An 18,564-nucleotide genomic window follows, 5' to 3' on the forward strand; every position below is an offset into this window, starting at 1 on the left:
GGGACCCGGCCCGGCCGAAGGGAGCCGGACTGCGCTGGGCCCCGTAAGGTACCGGCCCCGTCGAAGAGAGCCCGTACCGCTGAGCCCCGCAGGGACCCGGCCCGGCCGAAGGGAGCCGGACTGCGCTGGGCCCCGTAAGGTACCGGCCCCGTCGAAGCGAGCCCGTACCGCTGAGCCCCGCAGGGAACCGGCCCGGCCGAAGGGAGCCGGACTGCGCTGGGCCCCGCAAGGTACCGGCCCCGTCGAAGCGAGCCCCGTACCGCCGAGCCCCGCAGGGACCCGGCCCAGCCGAAGGGAGCCGGACTGCGCTGGGCCCCGCAAGGTACCGGCCCCGCCGAAGCGAGCCCCGTACCGCCAAGCCCCGCAGGGAAGGGGCCCCGATGACGCCGCCCTGCCGCAGTGGGCCCCGTAAGGCCGAGCCCCGGGGGGTTCGACTTGCCGGGTTCGGCCGGGGCAACGACCCCGTGGGTGCGGCCCTGCCGCGGTGGGCCCGTGACGCCGAGCCCCGCAGGGGCCCGGTCGGGAGGCGGGAACGGCCCGGTGGGTGCGGCCCCGCCGCAGTGGGCCCCCGTACCGCCGAGCCCCGCAGGGACTAAGGTGGCGGGGTGAAGATCGCCCTCATGGACTCCGGAATCGGCCTCCTCGCGGCGGCCGCGGCGGTGCGTCGGCTGCGGCCCGACGCGGATCTCGTCCTGTCCTCCGACCCCGACGGGATGCCCTGGGGGCCCCGCACCCCGGCCGACCTCACCGAGCGGGCGCTCGCCGTCGCCCGGGCCGCCGCCGCGCACCGCCCGGACGCGCTGATCGTGGCCTGCAACACCGCCACCGTGCACGCCCTCGACGCCGTTCGGGAGGAGCTCGAGCCCGGCATCCCCGTCATCGGGACCGTGCCGGCGATCAAGCCCGCCGCGGCGGCCGGCGGACGCGTGGCGATCTGGGCGACGCCCGCCACCACCGGCAGCCCCTACCAGCGTGGACTGATCCGTGACTTCGCCACCGGGGCCCGGGTCACCGAGGTGCCCTGCCCCGGTCTCGCCGACGCCGTCGAGGCGGCGGACGACGACGCCGTGGCGGCAGCCGTCGCCGCGGCCACCGCGCTGACCCCGCCCGACGTCACCGACGTGGTGCTCGGCTGCACGCACTACGAGCTGGTCGAGGCGCCGATCCGGGCCGCGCTCGACGAGCGGACCCGGGGAGCCGGGTACGTCTTCCACGGTTCCGCCGAGCCCGTCGCCGTGCAGGCGCTGCGCCGACTCGGGGTCGGGCCTGAGCCCGAGCTGTCCCGCACGGGCGGGCTGACCGTCCTGCGCAGCGGGCGCGAGGGGGCACTCCCCGCCGCCGCACTCGCGTACGCCGAAGGGCAACTGCTCGTCGGCCACGGCGCCCCCGTCGCCTGACCCCTCCGTCGGCGAGACGAAACGTCTTGCGTCTCGCCGCACGGTGGTTTACTTTTGGCCGCATAACGAGACGGTACGGTCCGTCTCGCCATCTGCGGAAAGAGATCGCCCTTGCGTGCTCCACTCGCCTCCACCCAGATCGTCCTGTCCGAGGTCACCAAGAGCTACGACACCCGCGTCGTCCTGGACCGCGTCAGCGTCACGGTCCGGCCCGGCGAGCGGGTCGGTGTCGTCGGCGACAACGGCTCCGGCAAATCCACCCTGCTCCGGCTCCTCGCCGGACAGGAGCGGCCCGACCACGGGGAGGTCACCGTCACCGTGCCCGGCGGCCTCGGCCACCTCTCCCAGACCCTCGACCTCCCGCCGTCCGCCCGCGTCGGCGACGCCGTCGACCTCGCGCTCGCCGACCTGCGCGCGCTGGAGCGGCGGATCCGGGCCGCGGAGTCCGTCCTGCACCGGGCCGGCCCCGAGGAGCTCGCCTCGTACGCGGCGCTCCTCGACGCCCATGAGGCGCGCGGCGGCCGCGATGCCGAGCGGCGCGTCGCGACCACCCTGCGCCACCTCGGCGAACGCGCCGGGCTGGACCCGGACCGCCGGCTGGGCACCCTGTCGGGCGGTCAACGCTCCCGCCTCGCGCTCGCCGCCGCCCTCGCCTCCGAGCCGGAACTCCTGCTGCTCGACGAGCCGACCAACGACCTCGACGACGAGGCGGTCGGCTGGCTGGAGGAACGTCTGCGCGGCCACCGCGGCACCGTCATCGCCGTGACGCACGACCGGGTCTTCCTCGACCGTGTCACGACCACGATCATGGAGGTGGACCAGGACCGTCGGGCGGTCGGCCGCTACGGCAACGGCTACGAAGGGTTCTTGACCGCCCGCGCCGCCGAACGTGCCCGCCGGCAGCGGGAGCACGAGGAGTGGCGCGAGGAGGTCCGGAGCGCCGAGAGGCTCGCCGACACCAACATCGGCCGTTTCGCCGCGATCCCGCGCAAGCTGCCCCGAGGCTTCAGCGGAGCTGGCGCGTTCCGCGCCCGATCGCGGGGCCACGGCGCCGCGAGCCGCATCCGGGCCGCCCGCGAACGCCTGCACAGGCTGACCGAGAACCCCGTTCCGCCGCCCCCGCGGCCGCTCGGTTTCACCGGCCGGTTCACCGAGGGCTCGGCCGGGGCGGTGGAGCTGGCCGGCGCGGCCGTGCCGGGGCGACTCGGGCCGGTGTCACTGGAGCTGGCCCCGGGGGAGCGGCTCCTGGTCACCGGGCCCAACGGGGTGGGCAAATCGACCCTGTTGCACCTGCTGTCGGGTGAACTGGCGCCCGCGCAGGGCCTCGTGAGGACGCCCCGGCGGGTGGGGCTGCTCCGGCAGGACGACCCCTGGGCGCGCGAACTCCGCTCGGTGGTCGAGTTGTTCGGCCAGGACCAGGCCGACCGGGCCGTCGCACACGGGCTGCTCGCCCCCGGGGACCTCGGTCGTCCGCTGCGCGTCCTTTCGGCCGGACAGCGCCGGAAGGTCGAGCTGGCCCGGTTGGTGGGGCGGCCCTTGGACCTGCTGCTGCTCGACGAGCCTACGAACCACCTGGCCCCGGCCGTGGTGGAGGAACTGGAGGCGGCCCTGGCCCACTTCACCGGGACCCTGGTCGTGGTCACGCACGACCGGCGGCTGCGTGCGGCCTTCCCCGGTCGGCGCCTGGAACTTCAGCGCGAAGCGGCCGCATCGGCCGCAGCGGTCGAACCGGCCACCGCGAGCCGTTGAGCCAGCCCGCGCAGGTCCGCCGCGTCCAGGACCCGGCCCCCGAACCCCGGCAGCGGCACGTGGAGGGGGGCGGTCCACTGCTCCGGGACCGCCGCCCGGCCGTACACGGCCCCGGCCAGCGCCCCCGTCACGGCCGCCACCGTGTCGGTGTCCCCGCCCAGGTCCACGGCGGCCCGTACGGCCTGCGCGAACCCGGTGGTGGTCCGCAGCGCCCACACCGCCGAGCCCAGGCAGGGCCACACCGCCCCGTTGAACTCGGTGGCCAGATCGGGGTGCCAGTCGGGGTCCAGCACGCGCCCGTACCGGTCGCGGTGGGCCGGGTGGACGGCGGCGAGGGTCTCGGGGAGCGAGGCCAGGGGATCGGCGCCGTCCATGGCCACGCGTACGAGATCGTGCAGTACGGCCGTCCCCTCCCAGGCGGCCCGGTCGCCGTGCGTCAGTGCCGCGATGCGCCGCGCGGCGTCCATCGTCCCCTCGCGCCCGGCGCCCGCGAAGTACACGGCCGAGGTGGCGGCCCGCATCAGCGAACCGTTGCCCGCGGCGCGGGTGTTGATCTGGAAGTGCAGGGCCGCCGCGAAGTTCCACGGCTCGCCGTTGGTCAGCACGTCCTCGGTCTGGAGCCCGATGTCCTTGGGCTCGCCCGCCGCCCAGCGCTGGAAGCGGGCGAAGACGTCCGGGAGGTCCAGGCCGCCCCGCTCCAGCAGGGACTCGGCCACCAGGACCGCCATCTGCGTGTCGTCCGTCGCCTCCCCGGGATCCCAGCCGCCGCCCCCGAGCATCTCCTCGCCGCGCGCGCTCAGCGCCCCCGCCGGGCCGAACTCGTACGGCGCGCCCAGCGCGTCGCCCGCCGCCGAGCCCAGGACCGCGCCCACCGCGCGATCGAGCCGGGAGGTCATGGTGCCTCCGCGGTGCACACGGCGGTCAGCAGTTCGCGGGTGAAGCGGTCCAGGTCGTCCAGGCCGGCCGCGGCCAGGGTGTCCGGTGCACCCGCCAGCAGGTGCGGGATCGCGCCGTGCAGGGCGAGGGTCAGGGCGCGGACCGTCTCCGGTCCGGCCGGCAGGCCGGCCGCGCGCAGCAGGTGGGCGTGGGCCGCGAAGTCGCCGGCGCCGATCGGGTCCAGCAGCGCCGCCAGCCAGGGCCGCCGCGTGGACTCGGCCTGGAGTTCCAGGTAGGCGGCCACGCGCGGCCGCCCGGGGCCCGCCACGTTCCGCAGCAGCCCCGCGAGCAGGGCCGCCAGCCGCTCCGCGTCGCCGGGCGGGGGTCCCGCTGTCAGGGCCAGGTACTGCTCCAGGCAGCGCTCGGCCACGGCCCGCAGGAGCGCGTCGCGGGTCGGGAAGTAGTTCTTGGCGGTGCCCGTCGGCACGTCGGCGGCGGCGTCGACGGCCCGGTGCGTGAGGCCGCGCCCGCCCGCTTCGGCCAGTACGGCGACGGCCGCGTCCCGCAGCCGGTCCCTTCGGTCCTGATTCACCTTGCCAGCATAACCACAGCCGTGGTACCACAGATGTAGTACCACGGCTGTGGTACCAAGTGAGTGCCTGTTGAGGGGAGAGAGGCATGAGCGGCAACAGCGGAACGGCCCTCGTCGTCGGCGCGGGAGTCGGCGGACTCGCCACCGCCATCGGGCTGCGCAGGGCGGGCTGGGAGGTCGCCGTCCTGGAGCGGCGCACGGCCCTCGAACGGTACGGAACCGCCTTCGGCATCCACCCCAGCGCGCAGGCCGCCCTCGACCGCCTCGGCCTCGGCGACGCGCTGCGGGCGCGCGCGGTCCCGTACCGCGAGGCGCGGATCCGGCGGCCCGACGGCAGGGTGCTCGCCGCGCTCCCGCTCGAACGGATCGAGCGCAAGGCCGGCAGGCCCGAGCTGCTCATCGCCCGCCCGTACCTGATCGACGCCCTGCTCGCCGAGCTCGACCGGCTCGGCGGCGCGAAGATCGAGTACGGGCAGGCGATCGCCGAACCGGCCGACCTGCCGCCCGGCGTCGACCTCCTCGTCGGTGCGGACGGCATCAACAGCGCCGTCCGCACCGCGCACTTCGGCCGCGCCGGCGGCCCGCGGACCGTCGGAACGGTCGCCTGGATCGGCATCGCCCCGTTCGAGACGGGCCTGTACGGCGAGACCTGGGGCGCGGGTCGCTTCTTCGGCATGACCCCCGTCGAGCCCGGCCACACCAACTGGTACGCCACCGTCCCCGAGGCCACCACCGCGGACGAGCTGCGCGACGCCTTCGCCGGCTGGCACGACCCCATCCCGCGCGTCCTCGCCGAGACGGACCCCGCCACCTGGATCCGCTACGAGATGCGCCACCTCTATCCCGCGCTCCCGGCCTTCACCGCCGCCGGCCGGGTCGCCCTCGTCGGCGACGCCGCCCACGCCATGACACCCAACCTCGGCCAGGGCGCCTGCACGGCCCTGCTCGACGCGGAGGCGCTGACCCGCGCGGTCGCCGCGCGCGGACGGGCCGGGCTGGCGGGGGCGCTGCGCGCGTACGACTCCGAACGGCGCCGCAGCGCGCAGCGCGTGGCCTTCGCCTCGCGGAACCTGCACCGCTTCGTGAACACCCGCCGCCCGGCCCTGCGCGACGCGCTCGTGGGCCTGCTGCCGGGCTGACGCCTACCCGGCTTCGCCGAGCCGTCGCGCGAGCTCCTCCTCGGGCACGTCCTCCAGGTGGGTCAGGAACACCCACAGGTGCCCGGAGGGGTCCCGCAGGTGGGCGGTCCGGTCGCCGTGGAACTGGTCCGCCGGCTCCTGCACCAGCTCCGCGCCGGCCGCCACCGCGGTCCGGGCGAGCGCGTCCACGTCCGGTACGAACACGTGCAGCGCGACCGAGGTCCCGCCCAGGGCCGCAGGAGGGGAGAAGGGGCCTTCGGAGGTGTCGCCGAGCATCATCACCGCCCCGCCGATCCGGATCTCGGCGTGCAGCACCCCGCCCTCGGGGCGGTCGAGCCGGAACTCCTCGACGGCGCCGAAGGCCCGGACGTAGAAGTCGATCGCCGCGGCGGCGTCGGCCACCATGATGTGCGGCACCACCGCCGTGCGGTAGCGCGCGGGAACGTCGTTCTCAACTGCCTGGTGAGTGGTCATGTCGAGGACCGTAGGAGCTCAAGTTTGGTTGAGGTCAAGCACGGGCAGACGCGCATTGCGGCACCTGGGCGAGAGGTGGTGGCGCCGGTGTGGAACGTGAGTACGCTGCACAACATGACGGTGCACACCCCGGGTCCCCGCTGGACGGGCCGGGCCTCCAACCGCGTGCAGTGGCTGCTGGCCGCAGCCGGTGCGGCCTGTCTGGCGCTCGGCGCGGAACTCGCCGTCGACAATGCCTGGACCTCCGGCTACGTGCCCCTGCTCATGTCCGTGATCGGCTGCCTCGCCGCGGGGCTGCTGATCCTCTTCGGGACCCTCGCCTTCGTGCACGTCGCCGTCACCATCGACGCCGAGGTCTTCGAAGTGCGCTGCGGCCACATGGGGCTGCCCCGCCGCAGGATCCGGCTCAGCGAAGTGGCCTCGGCCGAGTTCGTCCCCCGGATCACCCCGCAGCAGTGGGGAGGCTGGGGCTACCGCTGGCGCCCCGAGAAGGGCACCGCGGTCATCGTCCGGCGCGGCGAGGGCGTGGAGCTGAGACTCGGCGACGGGAAGCTGTTCACGGTCACCGTCGACGACGCGGAGAACGCCGTCCGGGTCATTCGCACCCACCTCCGCGCCCTCGCCCGATAGGTCCTTACCTGCGCTTTGTCCGAGGGGACGTACACTCCGCCAGATGAGCAGCAGTGTCACCCGCACGGCCGGGAACGAGCCCGTGAAGCCCGCCGACCCGGCCGGCGCGGCCCCCGGCGCCCAGGGCGGAATCCTCTCCCGGACGGGACCGCGCACGGCCCTGTGGCTGGTGCGGGCCCCGCTCGCGGCGCTCGCCGGTGTGCTGCTCTACCTCAGCTTCCCGCCCCGCCCCCTGTGGTGGCTGGCCCCCCTCGCGCTCGCCCTGCTCGCCGGCTGCCTCCACGGCCGCCGGGCCCGGGCCGGTTTGGGCCTCGGGTTCCTCACCGGGCTCGGCTTCATGCTGCCGCTCCTCGTGTGGACCGGCTCGGAGGTCGGCCCGGTGCCATGGGTGGCGCTCGCCGCGGTCGAGGCCCTCTTCATCGGTCTGACCGGCCTCGGCATCACCCTCGTCGGCCGGCTTCCCGCCTGGCCGGTCTTCGCGGCGGCCGTCTGGGTCGCCGGTGAGGCCCTGCGCGCCCGGCTCCCCTTCGGCGGCTTCCCCTGGGGCAAGCTCGCCTTCGGCCAGGCCGACGGGATCTTCACCCCGCTCGCCGCCCTCGGCGGCACCCCGCTGCTCTCCTTCGCCGTCGCGCTCTGCGGATTCGGCCTGTACGCGGCCCTCCGCGCGGCCCGCGAGCACCCCGGCCGCGCCACCGCCGCCGTCGCCGCGCTCAGCGTCGCCGCCCCCATCGGCGCCGGACTCGCCGCCCGCCCGCTGGTCTCCGACACCGCCGAGGACGGAAAGGTCGTCGCCGCAGTCATCCAGGGCAACGTCCCGCGCCTGGGCCTCGACTTCAACGCCCAGCGCCGCCAGGTCCTCGACAACCACGTCAACCGCACCATCGAGCTCGCCGCGGACGTCGCGGCCGGCCGCGTGCCCAAGCCCGACTTCGTCGTCTGGCCGGAGAACTCCTCCGACCTCGACCCGTACGCCGAGCCCGACGCCTACGACGCCATCGAAAGCGCGGTCAAGGCCATCGGCGTGCCCGTCGCCATCGGCGCCGTCGTCGCCCCGGAGACCGGGCCGCTGCGCAACACGATGATCCTCTGGGACCCGGTCAAGGGCCCCACGGACACCTACGACAAGCGAAAGATCCAGCCCTTCGGCGAGCGCATCCCGATGCGTTCCTTCGTCCGTCTCTTCAGCTCGGACGTGGACCGGGTGCGCCGCGACTTCGGCCCCGGCAAGGACCCGGGCGTCTTCGACATGGCCGGCAGCGGCGTCGGCATGGTCACCTGCTTCGAAGCCGCCTTCGACGACGCGGTCCGCTCCACCGTCCGCGACGGCGCCCAGGTGATCGCCGTACCCAGCAACAACGCCACGTTCGGCCGCACCCAGATGACGTACCAGCAGCTCGCCATGGACCGGATCCGCGCGGTCGAGCACAGCCGTACCGTCCTCGTCCCCGTCACCAGCGGGGTCAGCGCGGTCATCCGCCCCGACGGGAAGATCGTCCGGCAGACGAAGATGTTCACCGCGGACGCGCTGGTCGCCGAGATCCCGCTGCGCTCCACCGAGACCCCCGCCACCCGTCTGGGGCCGCTCCCGGAGTACGCCCTCCTGCTGATCGCGGCAGGCGGTTTCGGCCTGGTCCTGACCCGCCGTATCCGCGCACGCCGCGCCGACTGACGCCGGAGCGGCGCCCCCGGCCTCGTAGGGTCGGGGGATGACCACACCCGATTTCATCCGCGAGATCCGTGCCACCGCCGGGCACCGGCTGCTCCTGCTGCCCGCCGTCACGGCGATCGTCTTCGACGACCGGGGCCGGGTCCTGCTCGGCCGGCGTTCCGACAACGGGCGCTGGTCCGTGGTCGGCGGGATCTGCGAGCCCGGTGAGCAGCCGGCCGAGACCGCCGTGCGCGAGGTCCACGAGGAGACGGCGGTGCGCTGCGTGCCCGAGCGCGTGGTCCTCGTGCAGATGCTCGCTCCGATCACCTATCCCAACGGTGACGTCTGCCAGTTCCAGGACATCACCTTCCGCTGCCGCGCGACCGGCGGCGAGGCCCGGGCCAACGACCACGAATCCCTGGAGGTGGCCTGGTTCGAGGTGGACGAGCTGCCGTCGATGGAGAAGTTCTCCCTGTTCCGGATCGAGCAGGCCCTGCGCGACGAACCCACGTGGTTCGAACCCTTCGAGATGTCCGCAGGGGATGCGGAGGGCGGACTTCAGTCGAACGGGGAGTGAGGCGTCCGTCACCCCGCCCGATCCTGTGAGTCGTCTGTGATCACGCTAGAGTTCCGCAGATCTGACGCGAGATTCGGACAACTGTACGTTCCAGGGGGGCGTTTCGGAGATGAGTGTGCGTAGGTCGGCCGCAGAGCCGGAGTCGATACCGGGCGGCCGGACGCGTGCCGGAACCCACGGTGGGGGGCCCGCCGGACCGGTCGTCGGACCGCCCGCCGGGCCGCCCACGGGACGCCTGGCGGTCCTCGACGCGGTCAGGGTGCTCGCCGCGCTGGCCGTGGTCTTCTACCACTACACGGCGCTCGCCAGCGCCTGGGGCCGGCCGACCGACGCCGTCTTCCCGGTCGCCCGCCACCTCGCCGTCTACGGCTGGCTCGGCGTGGAGATCTTCTTCCTGGTCAGCGGCTTCGTCATCTGCATGAGCGCCTGGGGCCGCTCCCTGGGCGAGTTCGCCGTGTCCCGGGTATCCCGGCTCTTCCCCGCCTACTGGGCCGCCGTGGCCTTCACCTCTCTGGTGCTCCTCGGCTGGCCCGAGGTGAGGAAGGTCGAGCGGTTCACCGACATCCTGGTGAACCTGTCGATGGTCCAGGGCGGCCTCGGGGTCCCGCACATCGACGACGTGTACTGGACCCTCTTCGTCGAGCTCAAGTTCTACGTGCTGTTCGCGGTCGTCGTCATGAGCGGTCTGACCTACCGCAACTGCGTGCTCTTCTGCGGCGTCTGGACCCTGGCCGGCGTCGTCGCCCCGACCGCCGACAGCGGACTGCTGTCCTTCTTCGCCGTCCCGTCCGCCTCCCCGTACTTCATCGCCGGGATCGCGTTCCACCTGATGCGGCGGTTCCGGCCGAACGCCGTCCTGTGGGCCGTCGTCCTCGCCCAGTTCCTCATAGCCCAGCATTACGTGCCGGCCCGCATGGTCTCGAGCCTGGGCCGCGGGGTCACCGACCAGGTCCCGGACTGGCCCGCGCACCTGATCATCCTGCTCGGCTTCCTCGTGATGGCGGGCATAGCGCTCGGTGTCTTCGACCGCGTGCGCTGGCGCTGGCTCCCGCACGCGGGGGCGCTCACGTACCCGCTCTACCTGATCCACATGATGGCCGGGCTGACGCTCATCCATCACTTCCGCGACCAGGTGCCTCCCGTACCCCTCGCCCTCGGCGTGACCGCCGTCATGCTGGCGGTCGCCTGGGCCATCCACCGGCTCGTGGAACGCCCGCTGGGACGTGTGCTGCGCAGCAGCCTGCGCCGCGGAATGCAGGACATCCGCTCCGTCACCCCGCCCCCGACCCGGCCGACGCTCGACCGTCTTCCCGCACAGCTCTCCGAGCCCGAGGCCGAACGCATCCCCGCCGTCCGCTAGACGACCCGGGCCGGGCCCTCCAGGTCGGCCAGCGCGCGTCCCATCCGGGTCACCGCTTCGCGCAGGATCGCCGGCGAGGTGGCGAAGTTGAGGCGTACGCAGCCGGCGCCGCCCGTGCCGAAGACGTGCCCGGAGCTCAGGGCCACGCGGGCCCGGTCGAGGAACAGCCTCGCCGGGCCCGCGATGTCGGCGACCACGCCCGGGCCGTCGCACGGCTCGTCGTCGTGGAGTCCCAGCCCCGTGCAGTCCAGCCAGGCCAGGTACGTGCCCTCGGGCGGGACGTAGCCGATGCCCGGCAGGTGCTCCTCGACCAGCGCGCCCAGCAGGCCGCGGTTCGCGTCCAGCCCCGTGAGCAGTTCGTCGAGCCAGTCCCCGCCGTCCCGGAACGCCGCCGTGTGCGCCAGGACCCCCACATGGCTGGGGCCGTGACCGACCTCCTCCGGCATCCGGCGCAGGTCGCCCGCGGCCTCCGGACCCGCGATGGCCACGGCCGCCTTGAGGCTGGCCAGGTTCCAGGCCTTGGACGCGGACATGATGGAGAAGCCGTCCTCCGCGCCGGGCACGCCGAGGAACGGGGTGAACCGGGCCCCGGACAGCACCAGCGGGGCGTGGATCTCGTCGGCGACCACCCGCACGCCGTGGCGGCGGGCCAGCAAGGCGACCGTTTCCAGCTCCGTACGCGTATGGACCACACCGGTCGGGTTGTGCGGGTTGCTCAGCAGGAAGGCCGCCCGGCGGCCCCCGCGCCGCGCACGGACGAAGGCGTCCTCCAGCGCGCCGGGATCGATGCGCAGATCCGCGCCGAGGGGCGCTTCGACCACCTCCCGGCCGTCGTGCGAGACGAAGGCGTAGAAGGGCGGGTACACGGGGGAGCAGACCACCACCGCGTCACCCGGACCGGTGATCAGGCGCAGCAACTCCACGATGCCCAGCATGACGTCGGGGGTGATCGCGGTGTCCTCGATCCGGATGCCGTCCCAGCCCCAGCGCTTCGCGGCGAAGGCCGCCAGCGCCTCGGCATAGGCGGTGCCGTGGGGATAGCCGGTGTCGCCCCGGTCGATCGCCCGGTGCACGGCCTCGGCCACGGGAGGCGCGAGCGGCACGTCCATCTCCGCCACCCACAGCGGGAGGACGTCCGCGGGATGCGTGCGCCACTTCATGCTGGTGCGCCGGCGCAACTGCTCCAGGGAAAGCCGGACCAGCGGATCGGTCCGACCGTCGTCCTCGGACACGGAAGACCTCGGGTCACTCGGCGCGCTCATGCCCACAGACTGCCCGCTGCCACGGCCCGCGCAACCGGTGCGCCGTCAGCCGGCGTCGGCCGCCTCCCGGTACAGCTCGACGGCCTGGTCCCCCATCACCGCACTGTAGGAGACCTCCGGTACGGTCCCGCCGCCCTCGTAGCCGCCGAGCACCCCGGCCAGCGCGCCGTCCACCAGCCACGGGCTGCCGCTGGTGCCGCCGGTGAGGTCCGGGCAGTCGATGCGGCGCTGGGTCTGCGACAGGAGCGCGGTGGTGTTCGCGCACCGCAGCGGGGTCTCGTGGGTGCGCGGGTAGCCGATCACCGTGACCGTGGCGTCGTCCGGCTGCTCCGCCGCGACCGGGAAGCCGCCCACCAGGTCCTCGACGTACCGGCCGTGCCCCGCGTCCACCGGGGCGACCGTCGCGAACGCGATGTCCGCGTCCGGGTCCTGGCCGTCCTTCCAGCCCGCGGCGACGTAGGTCCCGGTGATCCGCCACAGCCCGTACGGGGCCCGGCCGTCCCGGTAGCCCGGTGCGAAGAAGGTGGAGTCCGGGTCCCCCACGCAGTGCGCGGCGGTGGCGATCACGTCGTGCCCGTCGCTCCGCACCACGGCCGCGGTGCAGAAGTGCCCGCCGTCGAGTCCACCCGTGAAGAGCGCGCCCACCCGGTCCGCCGCGGTGTCGGGCAGGGCCTCGGCGGTGACGCCGAGCGGTGTGCCGGCCACCGCGTCGGGCACGTCCACGCTGATGAGCGTGGCCATGGCCGCCAGCGCCGGCAGGATCCGGGACGCCCGCCGCGCGCGGGTGCGCCGGGCCGGTCGGTGGAGCGTTCGGTGGATCATGCCCCCACCCTGCCCGCCGAACCTTTGCCCGGAGCCCGGTGTTCCGTATGAATCCGCTGTGAATACCGTGGACCCGCGGTGAAATCCGGACCGTAGGAAACGCCAGGCCGTGTGGCCGGTCAGAGCACTAGGCGCGGCGCTCGTACACCGTCACCCGGCGGCCCCGCAGCTGGCGGTCCTCCACCACCGTGAAGTACTCCCGCAGGACGGAGGCCTTCGCCTTGTCCCGTTCTGCCGACGGAGCCTTGGCGACCTTCGCCGAGTCCGTCACCAGGAGCACCCGCCGCCGGGTGAGCATCGCCGCCCTGATCCGCGCGGGGTCGGTCTCCTCGCCCTTGAGGGTGGCCGAGGCCACCGGGGTCCTCGCGAGGGCGATGTCGTCCAGGCCCGTGAAGGCGCCGGGGGAGACCAGCGCCGTGTCGCGCCGCGCGGCCGGTACGAAGAGCACCGCGTCCCCGTCCTCCTTCAGCCGGGCCACCTCGCCGGCCACCGCGAGCACGTCGTCCACGCGGCTCGCCGGGGCCCGCTTGCCCAGCTCCACCGGCAGCAGGGCCAGCGCCGCGAGCCCGATCACCCCCGGAACCAGCAGGGCCGACGCCCGGGGGAAGCGGGGCGCGCAGGCCCGTACCGCCGCCCCGAGGGCGGCCCCGATCAGCAGGGCCAGGCCCACCATGCCGAACAGCACGTACCGGTCCAGGAACAGCGGCTGGACCAGGGACAGCCCGATCAGCCCGAGCTGCGGCACCGCCAGCAGCGGCAGCCCGACCGCGGCCGCCGACGGCCGGGACCGGTCCGGGCGGTCCGCCCACGCCCCGAGGGCGCCGATGGCGAGGAGGATCCCCGGGCCGATCAGCATGTGCCAGGTCAGCGGCGGTATCCACGACACCTGGTCGGACTGGCTCCGGCTGAACAGGACCAGTGGCAGCGCCCCCGCCACCGCTCCCGCGCCGTACGCCGTCCAGCGCAGCCACACGCCGCGCCCCGCCCGCACCCACCACAGGGTCACCGCGTGCGCGGGCAGGATCAGCAGCGACAGCCAGTTCAGCAGGGCGCACACCAGCACGGTGATCCCGTACGCCGTCCAGCGGGGCCACGCCCGCCGCCCCGGGCCGCCGCTCCCACCGCTCGTCAGGAGCGACACCAGAAGCAGAGTCGACACCGCGGACCCGGCCGCGACCAGCGCGTACGGCCTGCCCTCCTGGAGGTGGAACTGGACCGCCGGCAGCAGCCCGAGGGCCAGTCCGCCGCCGAGTCCCGCCCAGAAGCCGGCCAGCCGACGCCCGATCAGCGCCACGCAGGAGGCGGCGGCCGCGACGGCCAGCACCGAGGGCAGCCGCAGGGTGGTCGTACTCGCGCCGAAGACCTCGAAGAGGCCGTGCATGAGGAAGTAGTACAGCCCGTGCACGGCGTCCACGTTCCCGAGCATGTCCCATATGCGGCCCGCCGAGCGTCCCGCGACCTGCCAGGTCGCCGCCTCGTCCCGCCACACGCTGTCCTGCCGGGAGAGCCCCCACAGACCGAACGCCAGGGTCCAGAGGAAGGGGATCGACCATAGGAGACGCCCGCGTCGGGCCGCGGTTATGTGGCAAAGCATGAAGGCGCTGGAATCCTCGGTCTGGCGTTCGGGCGGAAAGCACCAGTCTATGGACGACACGGACGGTTTCCGGACCGCGTGTTGTGCACGGAGGTGGGTGATCGGCCGGGCCCGTGGCCCCTAGCCTCGCCGCAGGAGCACGAACGAGGGGCGGTACCCGGTGAACTGGCTCATCCACGACTACCGCGAGAGCGATCTCGCCGCGGTGGTCCACCTGATCGACACCACGGCGGAACTCGGCCAGGAATCCGTCTTCTCGCTCGCCGAGTGCATCAGCGCCCTCACCGACCGGCAGCCGTGCGTGGTCGCCGTCCACCAGGGCGTCCCGATCGGCGCGGCCCTGGCCTGCGTGACCGGCGAGCGGGCCTGGGTCATGCGCATCGCGATCGCCTCCGGCTGGCGCGGCCGGGGCCTGGCCAGCGCCCTGCTCGTGGAGCTGGAACGGCGCCTCATCGCGGCCCGGGTCGGCCGCATCGCCTACGTGCTGCCCGAGGAGGACCTCCTCGGGGAGGGCCTGCTGAACGCCGGATACACCCGGCAGCCCGCGGTCGCCTACTTCGAGAAGACCGAACCGCTGCACGGACCGGCGGCCGGACTCCTCGACGACCTCGGCGGCCGTTTCCTCCCCAACGACCTGTGGACCAAGGTCGCCGGGATGGAGAAGGAGAAGGACCTCATCGAGCGGCGCGTGGTGCTGCCGCTGGCCGAGCCCGAGCGGGCCGCCGCCCACGGCGTGCGGCCGCCGCGCGCCATCACCCTCTTCGGCCCGCCCGGCACCGGCAAGACCACCTTCGCCCGCGCCATCGCCTCCCGGCTCGGTTGGCCCTTCGTGGAACTGCTGCCCTCCCGGCTCGCCGACGGCGGGAACCTGGCCACCGCGCTGCGCGACGCCTTCGCCCGGATCTCCGAACTGGAGCGGGTGCTCGTCTTCATCGACGAGGTCGAGGAGATCGCCCCCGTGCGCAGCGAGCCCGCCCAGCCCGGCGGGATGCACGGCGTCACCAACGAACTGCTCAAGCTGATACCCGGCTTCCGCGAGGGCGACGAGCGGCTCCTGGTGTGCGCCACCAACTCCATCCGCTCCCTCGACCCCGCCTTCCTGCGGCCGGGACGCTTCGACTACCTGATCCCGATCGGCACCCCGGACGCCGGTGCCCGCGCCGCCATCTGGGCGCGGTACACGGCCGGGCGCGCGGACGTCGACGTCGCGGCACTCGTCGCGGCGACCGAGCTGTTCACGCCGGCCGACATCGAGCACGCGGCGCGCATCGCGGCGCAGGTGTCCTTCGAGCGGGACCTGGAGGCGGTCGGCGCGCGGGGCGCGGCGGCCTCGCAGCTCGGCGCGACCACGGCGGACTACCTGGAGGCGGTCGCGCAGTGCCGGCCGACGGTGACCCCGGCCATGACGGGCGAGTTCGAGGCCGACATCACGGCCCACGCCCGCTTCTGAACTCCGTCCCCCGGTTGCGGCGGGGGACGGGTACGCAAGTGGCCCGCGGCCGCTCCCCAAAGCGGTCGCGGGCCTCCCGCGCGGACTGGTTTTCGCGCGGGCCGGCCACGCTCCGGTTGGGGTGTTCGCCGGCTGGAACGTGGCCTGCATGGTGCCGGAGGGCGTCCTGCACGCCCTCGTCGACACATTCGAGTCTGCCTGCGGACCCCGGCCGCGGGCTTCGGCCGGACGGCCACGACCGCCTCGGCCGAAAGACCGAAAAGGCGCATCGGGCACGTCGGCTACTGTCGGGCCATGGGCTTTGTCATCTTCATGACGCTCCCGGGGCTGGCCTTGGTGCTCACCGCGATGGCGTTCCTCGACCTGGCGCTGGTCCGCGCGGGCCGCGCCGGTCTGCTGCCCTGGCGGTGGAACGGCCGCCAGGGGCAGGTCGCGAGCACCGGCTTCGAGCAGCTCCACGCGAGCTTCTCGCCGGGCAAGCAGAACGAGCTGAAGGAACGCCAGAGCGCCCTCGTGATGCGTGACGACGAGGAGGACGGCGCCCCGCCGCGCTCCCGCGTCGACCTCGACGGCGGCCTCGCCGTCATCCGGCTGCCCGCCGCATGAGAGGGCCTAGGGGCGGCAGCTGTACGTGAACTCCACGGCCGCCGTGCGCCCTTCGGGCGTCAGCAGTTGCAGCTCGGCCCTGGCCGGGTAGCTGCCCCGGCCCTGGAAGGTCCACAGCAGGTGCAGCCGGGCCTCCCGCTGCCCGCTCGGCACCCGCTCGGTCAGCCGCTCGGACTGCGTGCCGTCGCTGCGCACCCAACGGTAGGTGAGGGTGCCCGGGCGCCCGTTGGTGCCGACGACGGCGACCACGTCGGCCGCCGCGTCGCACGCCGGGCCCTTGGGGTCGGTGCTCACGGCCAGGCTCCGGACCTCCAGGGCGGGCCCGAACCGCTGCCAGCCGAGGTACGCGAGGACCGCGAGCAGCACCGCCGCCGCGAGGGCGTACCGCCGCAGGCCCGCGCCCCGGCGGCGCGGCGGCGGTCCGGCCGGCACGGTCACCGGGAACGGCGCGGGCATGGCCGCGGTGACCCCTGGCCCGAATCGGAGCACGGATCCCTCGATCCGGTCCGGCGCGACCGCGCCGGGCCCTTCGGGACTGGTGAACCAGTGGCTGCCGAGGACGGTGGCGCTGTACTCCTCGTCGCCGCTGCCCGAACCGTCACTGGTGAGCTTCCGGGTGACGTCGCTCATGCGGGAACGCACCTCCGCTTGGCCTGGATGCTGTGCGTGGTCGGACCGGATCCGGCCGCCGGCGTGGTCGTGACCCGGACGCCCCAGTAGCAGCCCGCGCCGGTGAAGGTGTGCGCCATCGAAGGCTGCGCCGAACCGACGGCGTACTGGTACGCGCTGGTGCCGTCGGGTGTCGCGAACGGGTTGCCGGCGTCCCCGGTGAACCACTCGAAGGTGACCTTCACGTTCCCGGTGCCCGAGGCCTTCAGGGCGACCGAGGCCTGGCCCTGGTTCAGCGCGGTCTGCGTGAGCGTCACCCGGGCCGAGTACACGTCCACGGCCGGGGTCGGAGGCGCCGTCGTGGGTTTGGGGGTCGTCGGTTTCGGCGTGGGGCTCGGGTCGGGGTCCGGGCTGTACGAGGGCGAGGGCGAAGCGGTCGGCGACGTGCTCGGCGAGGCGGACGGACTCGCCGACGCCGACGCCGACGGCGTGGGGGACGGGGACGCGGACGCGGAAGGCGACGGGGTGGGCGTGGGCGAGCCCGGTACCGGCGGGGTCGCGCTCGTCGTGGCGAACGCGCTGAGCGCCGAGGCCCCGCCCGGGGACGCGCCGAGCGCGTCCGTCGTCAGGATCAGCGCCGCCCCCAGCACCAGCGCCGCCCCGGCCGCCAGCAGGCCGCGCCGGCCCGGGGCCCAGCGGGAGGCGCCGTGCAGGGTGGTCGTCGCCACCGCCGTCGTACCCGCCGCGGACGCGGCCGCCGAGGGGAACAGCAGCGGCAGCAGGGCGGCCAGCGCCGCCAGCTTGCGCTGCCCGCGCTCCTCCCACTCCGGGCCGTACGCGGCGAGCGCCACCTCCTCCAGCTCCGCCACGAACGCCTCGGCGTTCTCCGGCCGCTGCTCGGGCCGCTTGGCCAGGCCGCGCCGGATCAGCGGCCGTACGGGCTCGGGGGCCTCGGTCTCCGGGACCGGCGCCTCGATGTGCTGGACGGCGAGCTCCGCGAAGTTCTCCCCGTCGTAGGGCTTGCGGCCGGTGAGCATCTCGAAGAAGGTCGCCGTCGCGGCGTACACGTCGGCGGCGGGGGAGGCGGGCCGGCCCTGCCACTGCTCGGGGGCCATGTAGGCGGGGGTCCCGGCCACGCCCGGGGTCGCGCCCCGGTTCGCCGCGATGCCGAAGTCCACCAGCTTCGAGGAGCCGTCCGCCGCGACCAGCACGTTCTCCGGCTTGTAGTCCCGGTGGACGACACCCGCCCGGTGCGCCGCCGCCAGCCCCAGCAGGGAGCCCTTCAGGACCACCAGAGCGGCCTCGGCGTCCGCCCGCCCGGACTCCTTCAGCAGCGCGCGCAGGGAGATCCCGTCGACCAGTTCCATCACGATGGCGGCGCCGCCGGGCGCCGTCGCGTACTCGACGTATTCGTACATCCGGACCACGTGCGGGGAGCGCAGGTCCCCGAGCAGGCGCGCCTCGGCCCGGAACTCCCCGACGAAGGCCGGGTCCTCGCGCAGCCGGTCGCCGAGGTACTTCACCGCGACGGCCGTTCCCGTGCCGTCGTGTACGGCGAGCACCACGCGGCCGCTGCCGCCCGAGCCCAGTTCCCGGACCTCCGAGTAGCCGGGGACCGTCCACGTGTCCGTCATCGCCTGAGCCCCCTGCGTCCCGGGTCGTCGAGGTGGGGGGGGGGGGGCCCCGCCCCCCCCCCCCCCCCAATTAACCCCCCCGCCCGTGCCACACCCCGGGGGGGGGGGAAAAACCGCCCCCCCCACAGCCCCGCATGTGGTGGAG

17 protein-coding genes are annotated in these 18,564 nt (G+C 74.4%); 9 read left to right on the forward strand and 8 right to left on the reverse strand.

Going from position 1 to position 18,564, the window contains the following annotated elements; genetic code table 11:
- Positions 1–605: 605 nt before the first annotated feature.
- Positions 606–1,397, forward strand: coding sequence for a glutamate racemase (locus ACIQ5Y_RS39370; protein WP_403892240.1), 792 nt, complete (start codon positions 606–608; stop codon positions 1,395–1,397).
- 111 nt (positions 1,398–1,508) lie between these two features.
- On the forward strand, positions 1,509–3,146 hold the full coding sequence (locus tag ACIQ5Y_RS39375) for an ABC-F family ATP-binding cassette domain-containing protein (protein WP_403892243.1): 1,638 nt from the start codon (positions 1,509–1,511) through the stop codon (positions 3,144–3,146).
- Here the strand turns inward: ACIQ5Y_RS39375 and ACIQ5Y_RS39380 are convergent.
- On the reverse strand, positions 3,089–4,042 hold the full coding sequence (locus tag ACIQ5Y_RS39380; protein WP_403892246.1) for an ADP-ribosylglycohydrolase family protein: 954 nt from the start codon (positions 4,040–4,042) through the stop codon (positions 3,089–3,091). The genes ACIQ5Y_RS39375 and ACIQ5Y_RS39380 overlap by 58 nt on opposite strands.
- Complete coding sequence (locus ACIQ5Y_RS39385) at positions 4,039–4,614, reverse strand: TetR/AcrR family transcriptional regulator (protein ID WP_403892249.1); 576 nt, start codon at positions 4,612–4,614, stop codon at positions 4,039–4,041. Before ACIQ5Y_RS39385 ends, ACIQ5Y_RS39380 begins: the two co-directional genes overlap by 4 nt.
- An 86-nt stretch (positions 4,615–4,700) precedes the next feature.
- Here ACIQ5Y_RS39385 and ACIQ5Y_RS39390 point away from each other — a divergent pair, with 86 nt between their 5' ends.
- On the forward strand, positions 4,701–5,753 hold the full coding sequence (locus ACIQ5Y_RS39390; RefSeq protein WP_403892252.1) for an FAD-dependent oxidoreductase: 1,053 nt from the start codon (positions 4,701–4,703) through the stop codon (positions 5,751–5,753).
- Positions 5,754–5,756: 3 nt separating this feature from the next.
- Here ACIQ5Y_RS39390 and ACIQ5Y_RS39395 read toward each other — a convergent pair whose 3' ends face one another.
- Positions 5,757–6,227 carry a VOC family protein gene (locus tag ACIQ5Y_RS39395; protein ID WP_403892255.1) on the reverse strand — a complete coding sequence of 157 codons (471 nt, stop codon included), beginning with the start codon at positions 6,225–6,227 and terminating at the stop codon, positions 5,757–5,759.
- A gap of 114 nt (positions 6,228–6,341) precedes the next feature.
- Here ACIQ5Y_RS39395 and ACIQ5Y_RS39400 point away from each other — a divergent pair, with 114 nt between their 5' ends.
- From ACIQ5Y_RS39400 to ACIQ5Y_RS39415, 4 genes are all read left to right on the forward strand, one after another.
- Positions 6,342–6,857, forward strand: a complete 516-nt coding sequence (locus ACIQ5Y_RS39400; RefSeq protein ID WP_403892258.1) for a hypothetical protein — start codon at positions 6,342–6,344, stop codon at positions 6,855–6,857.
- 43 nt (positions 6,858–6,900) lie between these two features.
- The gene (lnt, locus tag ACIQ5Y_RS39405; protein ID WP_403892261.1) at positions 6,901–8,526 is read left to right on the forward strand and encodes an apolipoprotein N-acyltransferase; all 1,626 of its coding nucleotides are present in this window, start codon (positions 6,901–6,903) and stop codon (positions 8,524–8,526) included.
- 37 nt (positions 8,527–8,563) lie between these two features.
- A complete protein-coding gene (locus ACIQ5Y_RS39410) occupies positions 8,564–9,082 on the forward strand; it encodes an NUDIX hydrolase (protein WP_403892264.1) in 519 nt (172 codons plus the stop codon).
- A gap of 109 nt (positions 9,083–9,191) precedes the next feature.
- Entirely contained in the window at positions 9,192–10,442 is a 1,251-nt protein-coding gene (locus ACIQ5Y_RS39415; RefSeq protein ID WP_403892267.1) for an acyltransferase family protein, read from the forward strand.
- On the opposite strand, the gene ACIQ5Y_RS39420 is transcribed toward ACIQ5Y_RS39415, so the two are convergent.
- From ACIQ5Y_RS39420 to ACIQ5Y_RS39430, 3 genes are all read right to left on the reverse strand, one after another.
- Entirely contained in the window at positions 10,439–11,704 is a 1,266-nt protein-coding gene (locus ACIQ5Y_RS39420; RefSeq protein WP_403892270.1) for a MalY/PatB family protein, read from the reverse strand. The two genes, ACIQ5Y_RS39415 and ACIQ5Y_RS39420, sit on opposite strands and share 4 nt — an antisense overlap.
- Positions 11,705–11,749: 45 nt before the next feature.
- Complete coding sequence (locus ACIQ5Y_RS39425) at positions 11,750–12,526, reverse strand: trypsin-like serine peptidase (protein WP_403892273.1); 777 nt, start codon at positions 12,524–12,526, stop codon at positions 11,750–11,752.
- Positions 12,527–12,653: 127 nt separating this feature from the next.
- Positions 12,654–14,120 carry a hypothetical protein gene (locus ACIQ5Y_RS39430; protein ID WP_403892276.1) on the reverse strand — a complete coding sequence of 489 codons (1,467 nt, stop codon included), beginning with the start codon at positions 14,118–14,120 and terminating at the stop codon, positions 12,654–12,656.
- Positions 14,121–14,280: 160 nt separating this feature from the next.
- Here ACIQ5Y_RS39430 and ACIQ5Y_RS39435 point away from each other — a divergent pair, with 160 nt between their 5' ends.
- Positions 14,281–15,570 carry an ATP-binding protein gene (locus ACIQ5Y_RS39435; RefSeq protein ID WP_403892279.1) on the forward strand — a complete coding sequence of 430 codons (1,290 nt, stop codon included), beginning with the start codon at positions 14,281–14,283 and terminating at the stop codon, positions 15,568–15,570.
- A 294-nt stretch (positions 15,571–15,864) separates the two neighbouring features.
- Positions 15,865–16,176 carry a DUF6191 domain-containing protein gene (locus tag ACIQ5Y_RS39440; protein ID WP_403892282.1) on the forward strand — a complete coding sequence of 104 codons (312 nt, stop codon included), beginning with the start codon at positions 15,865–15,867 and terminating at the stop codon, positions 16,174–16,176.
- Between the two features lie 6 nt (positions 16,177–16,182).
- Here ACIQ5Y_RS39440 and ACIQ5Y_RS39445 read toward each other — a convergent pair whose 3' ends face one another.
- On the reverse strand, positions 16,183–16,806 hold the full coding sequence (locus ACIQ5Y_RS39445) for a hypothetical protein (protein ID WP_403892285.1): 624 nt from the start codon (positions 16,804–16,806) through the stop codon (positions 16,183–16,185).
- Entirely contained in the window at positions 16,803–18,419 is a 1,617-nt protein-coding gene (locus ACIQ5Y_RS39450; protein WP_403892288.1) for a serine/threonine-protein kinase, read from the reverse strand. Before ACIQ5Y_RS39450 ends, ACIQ5Y_RS39445 begins: the two co-directional genes overlap by 4 nt.
- Positions 18,420–18,564 lie beyond the last annotated feature (145 nt).

The organism is Streptomyces sp. NPDC096339 (genome assembly GCF_044762985.1).
Classification (GTDB): Bacteria; Actinomycetota; Actinomycetes; order Streptomycetales; family Streptomycetaceae; genus Streptomyces.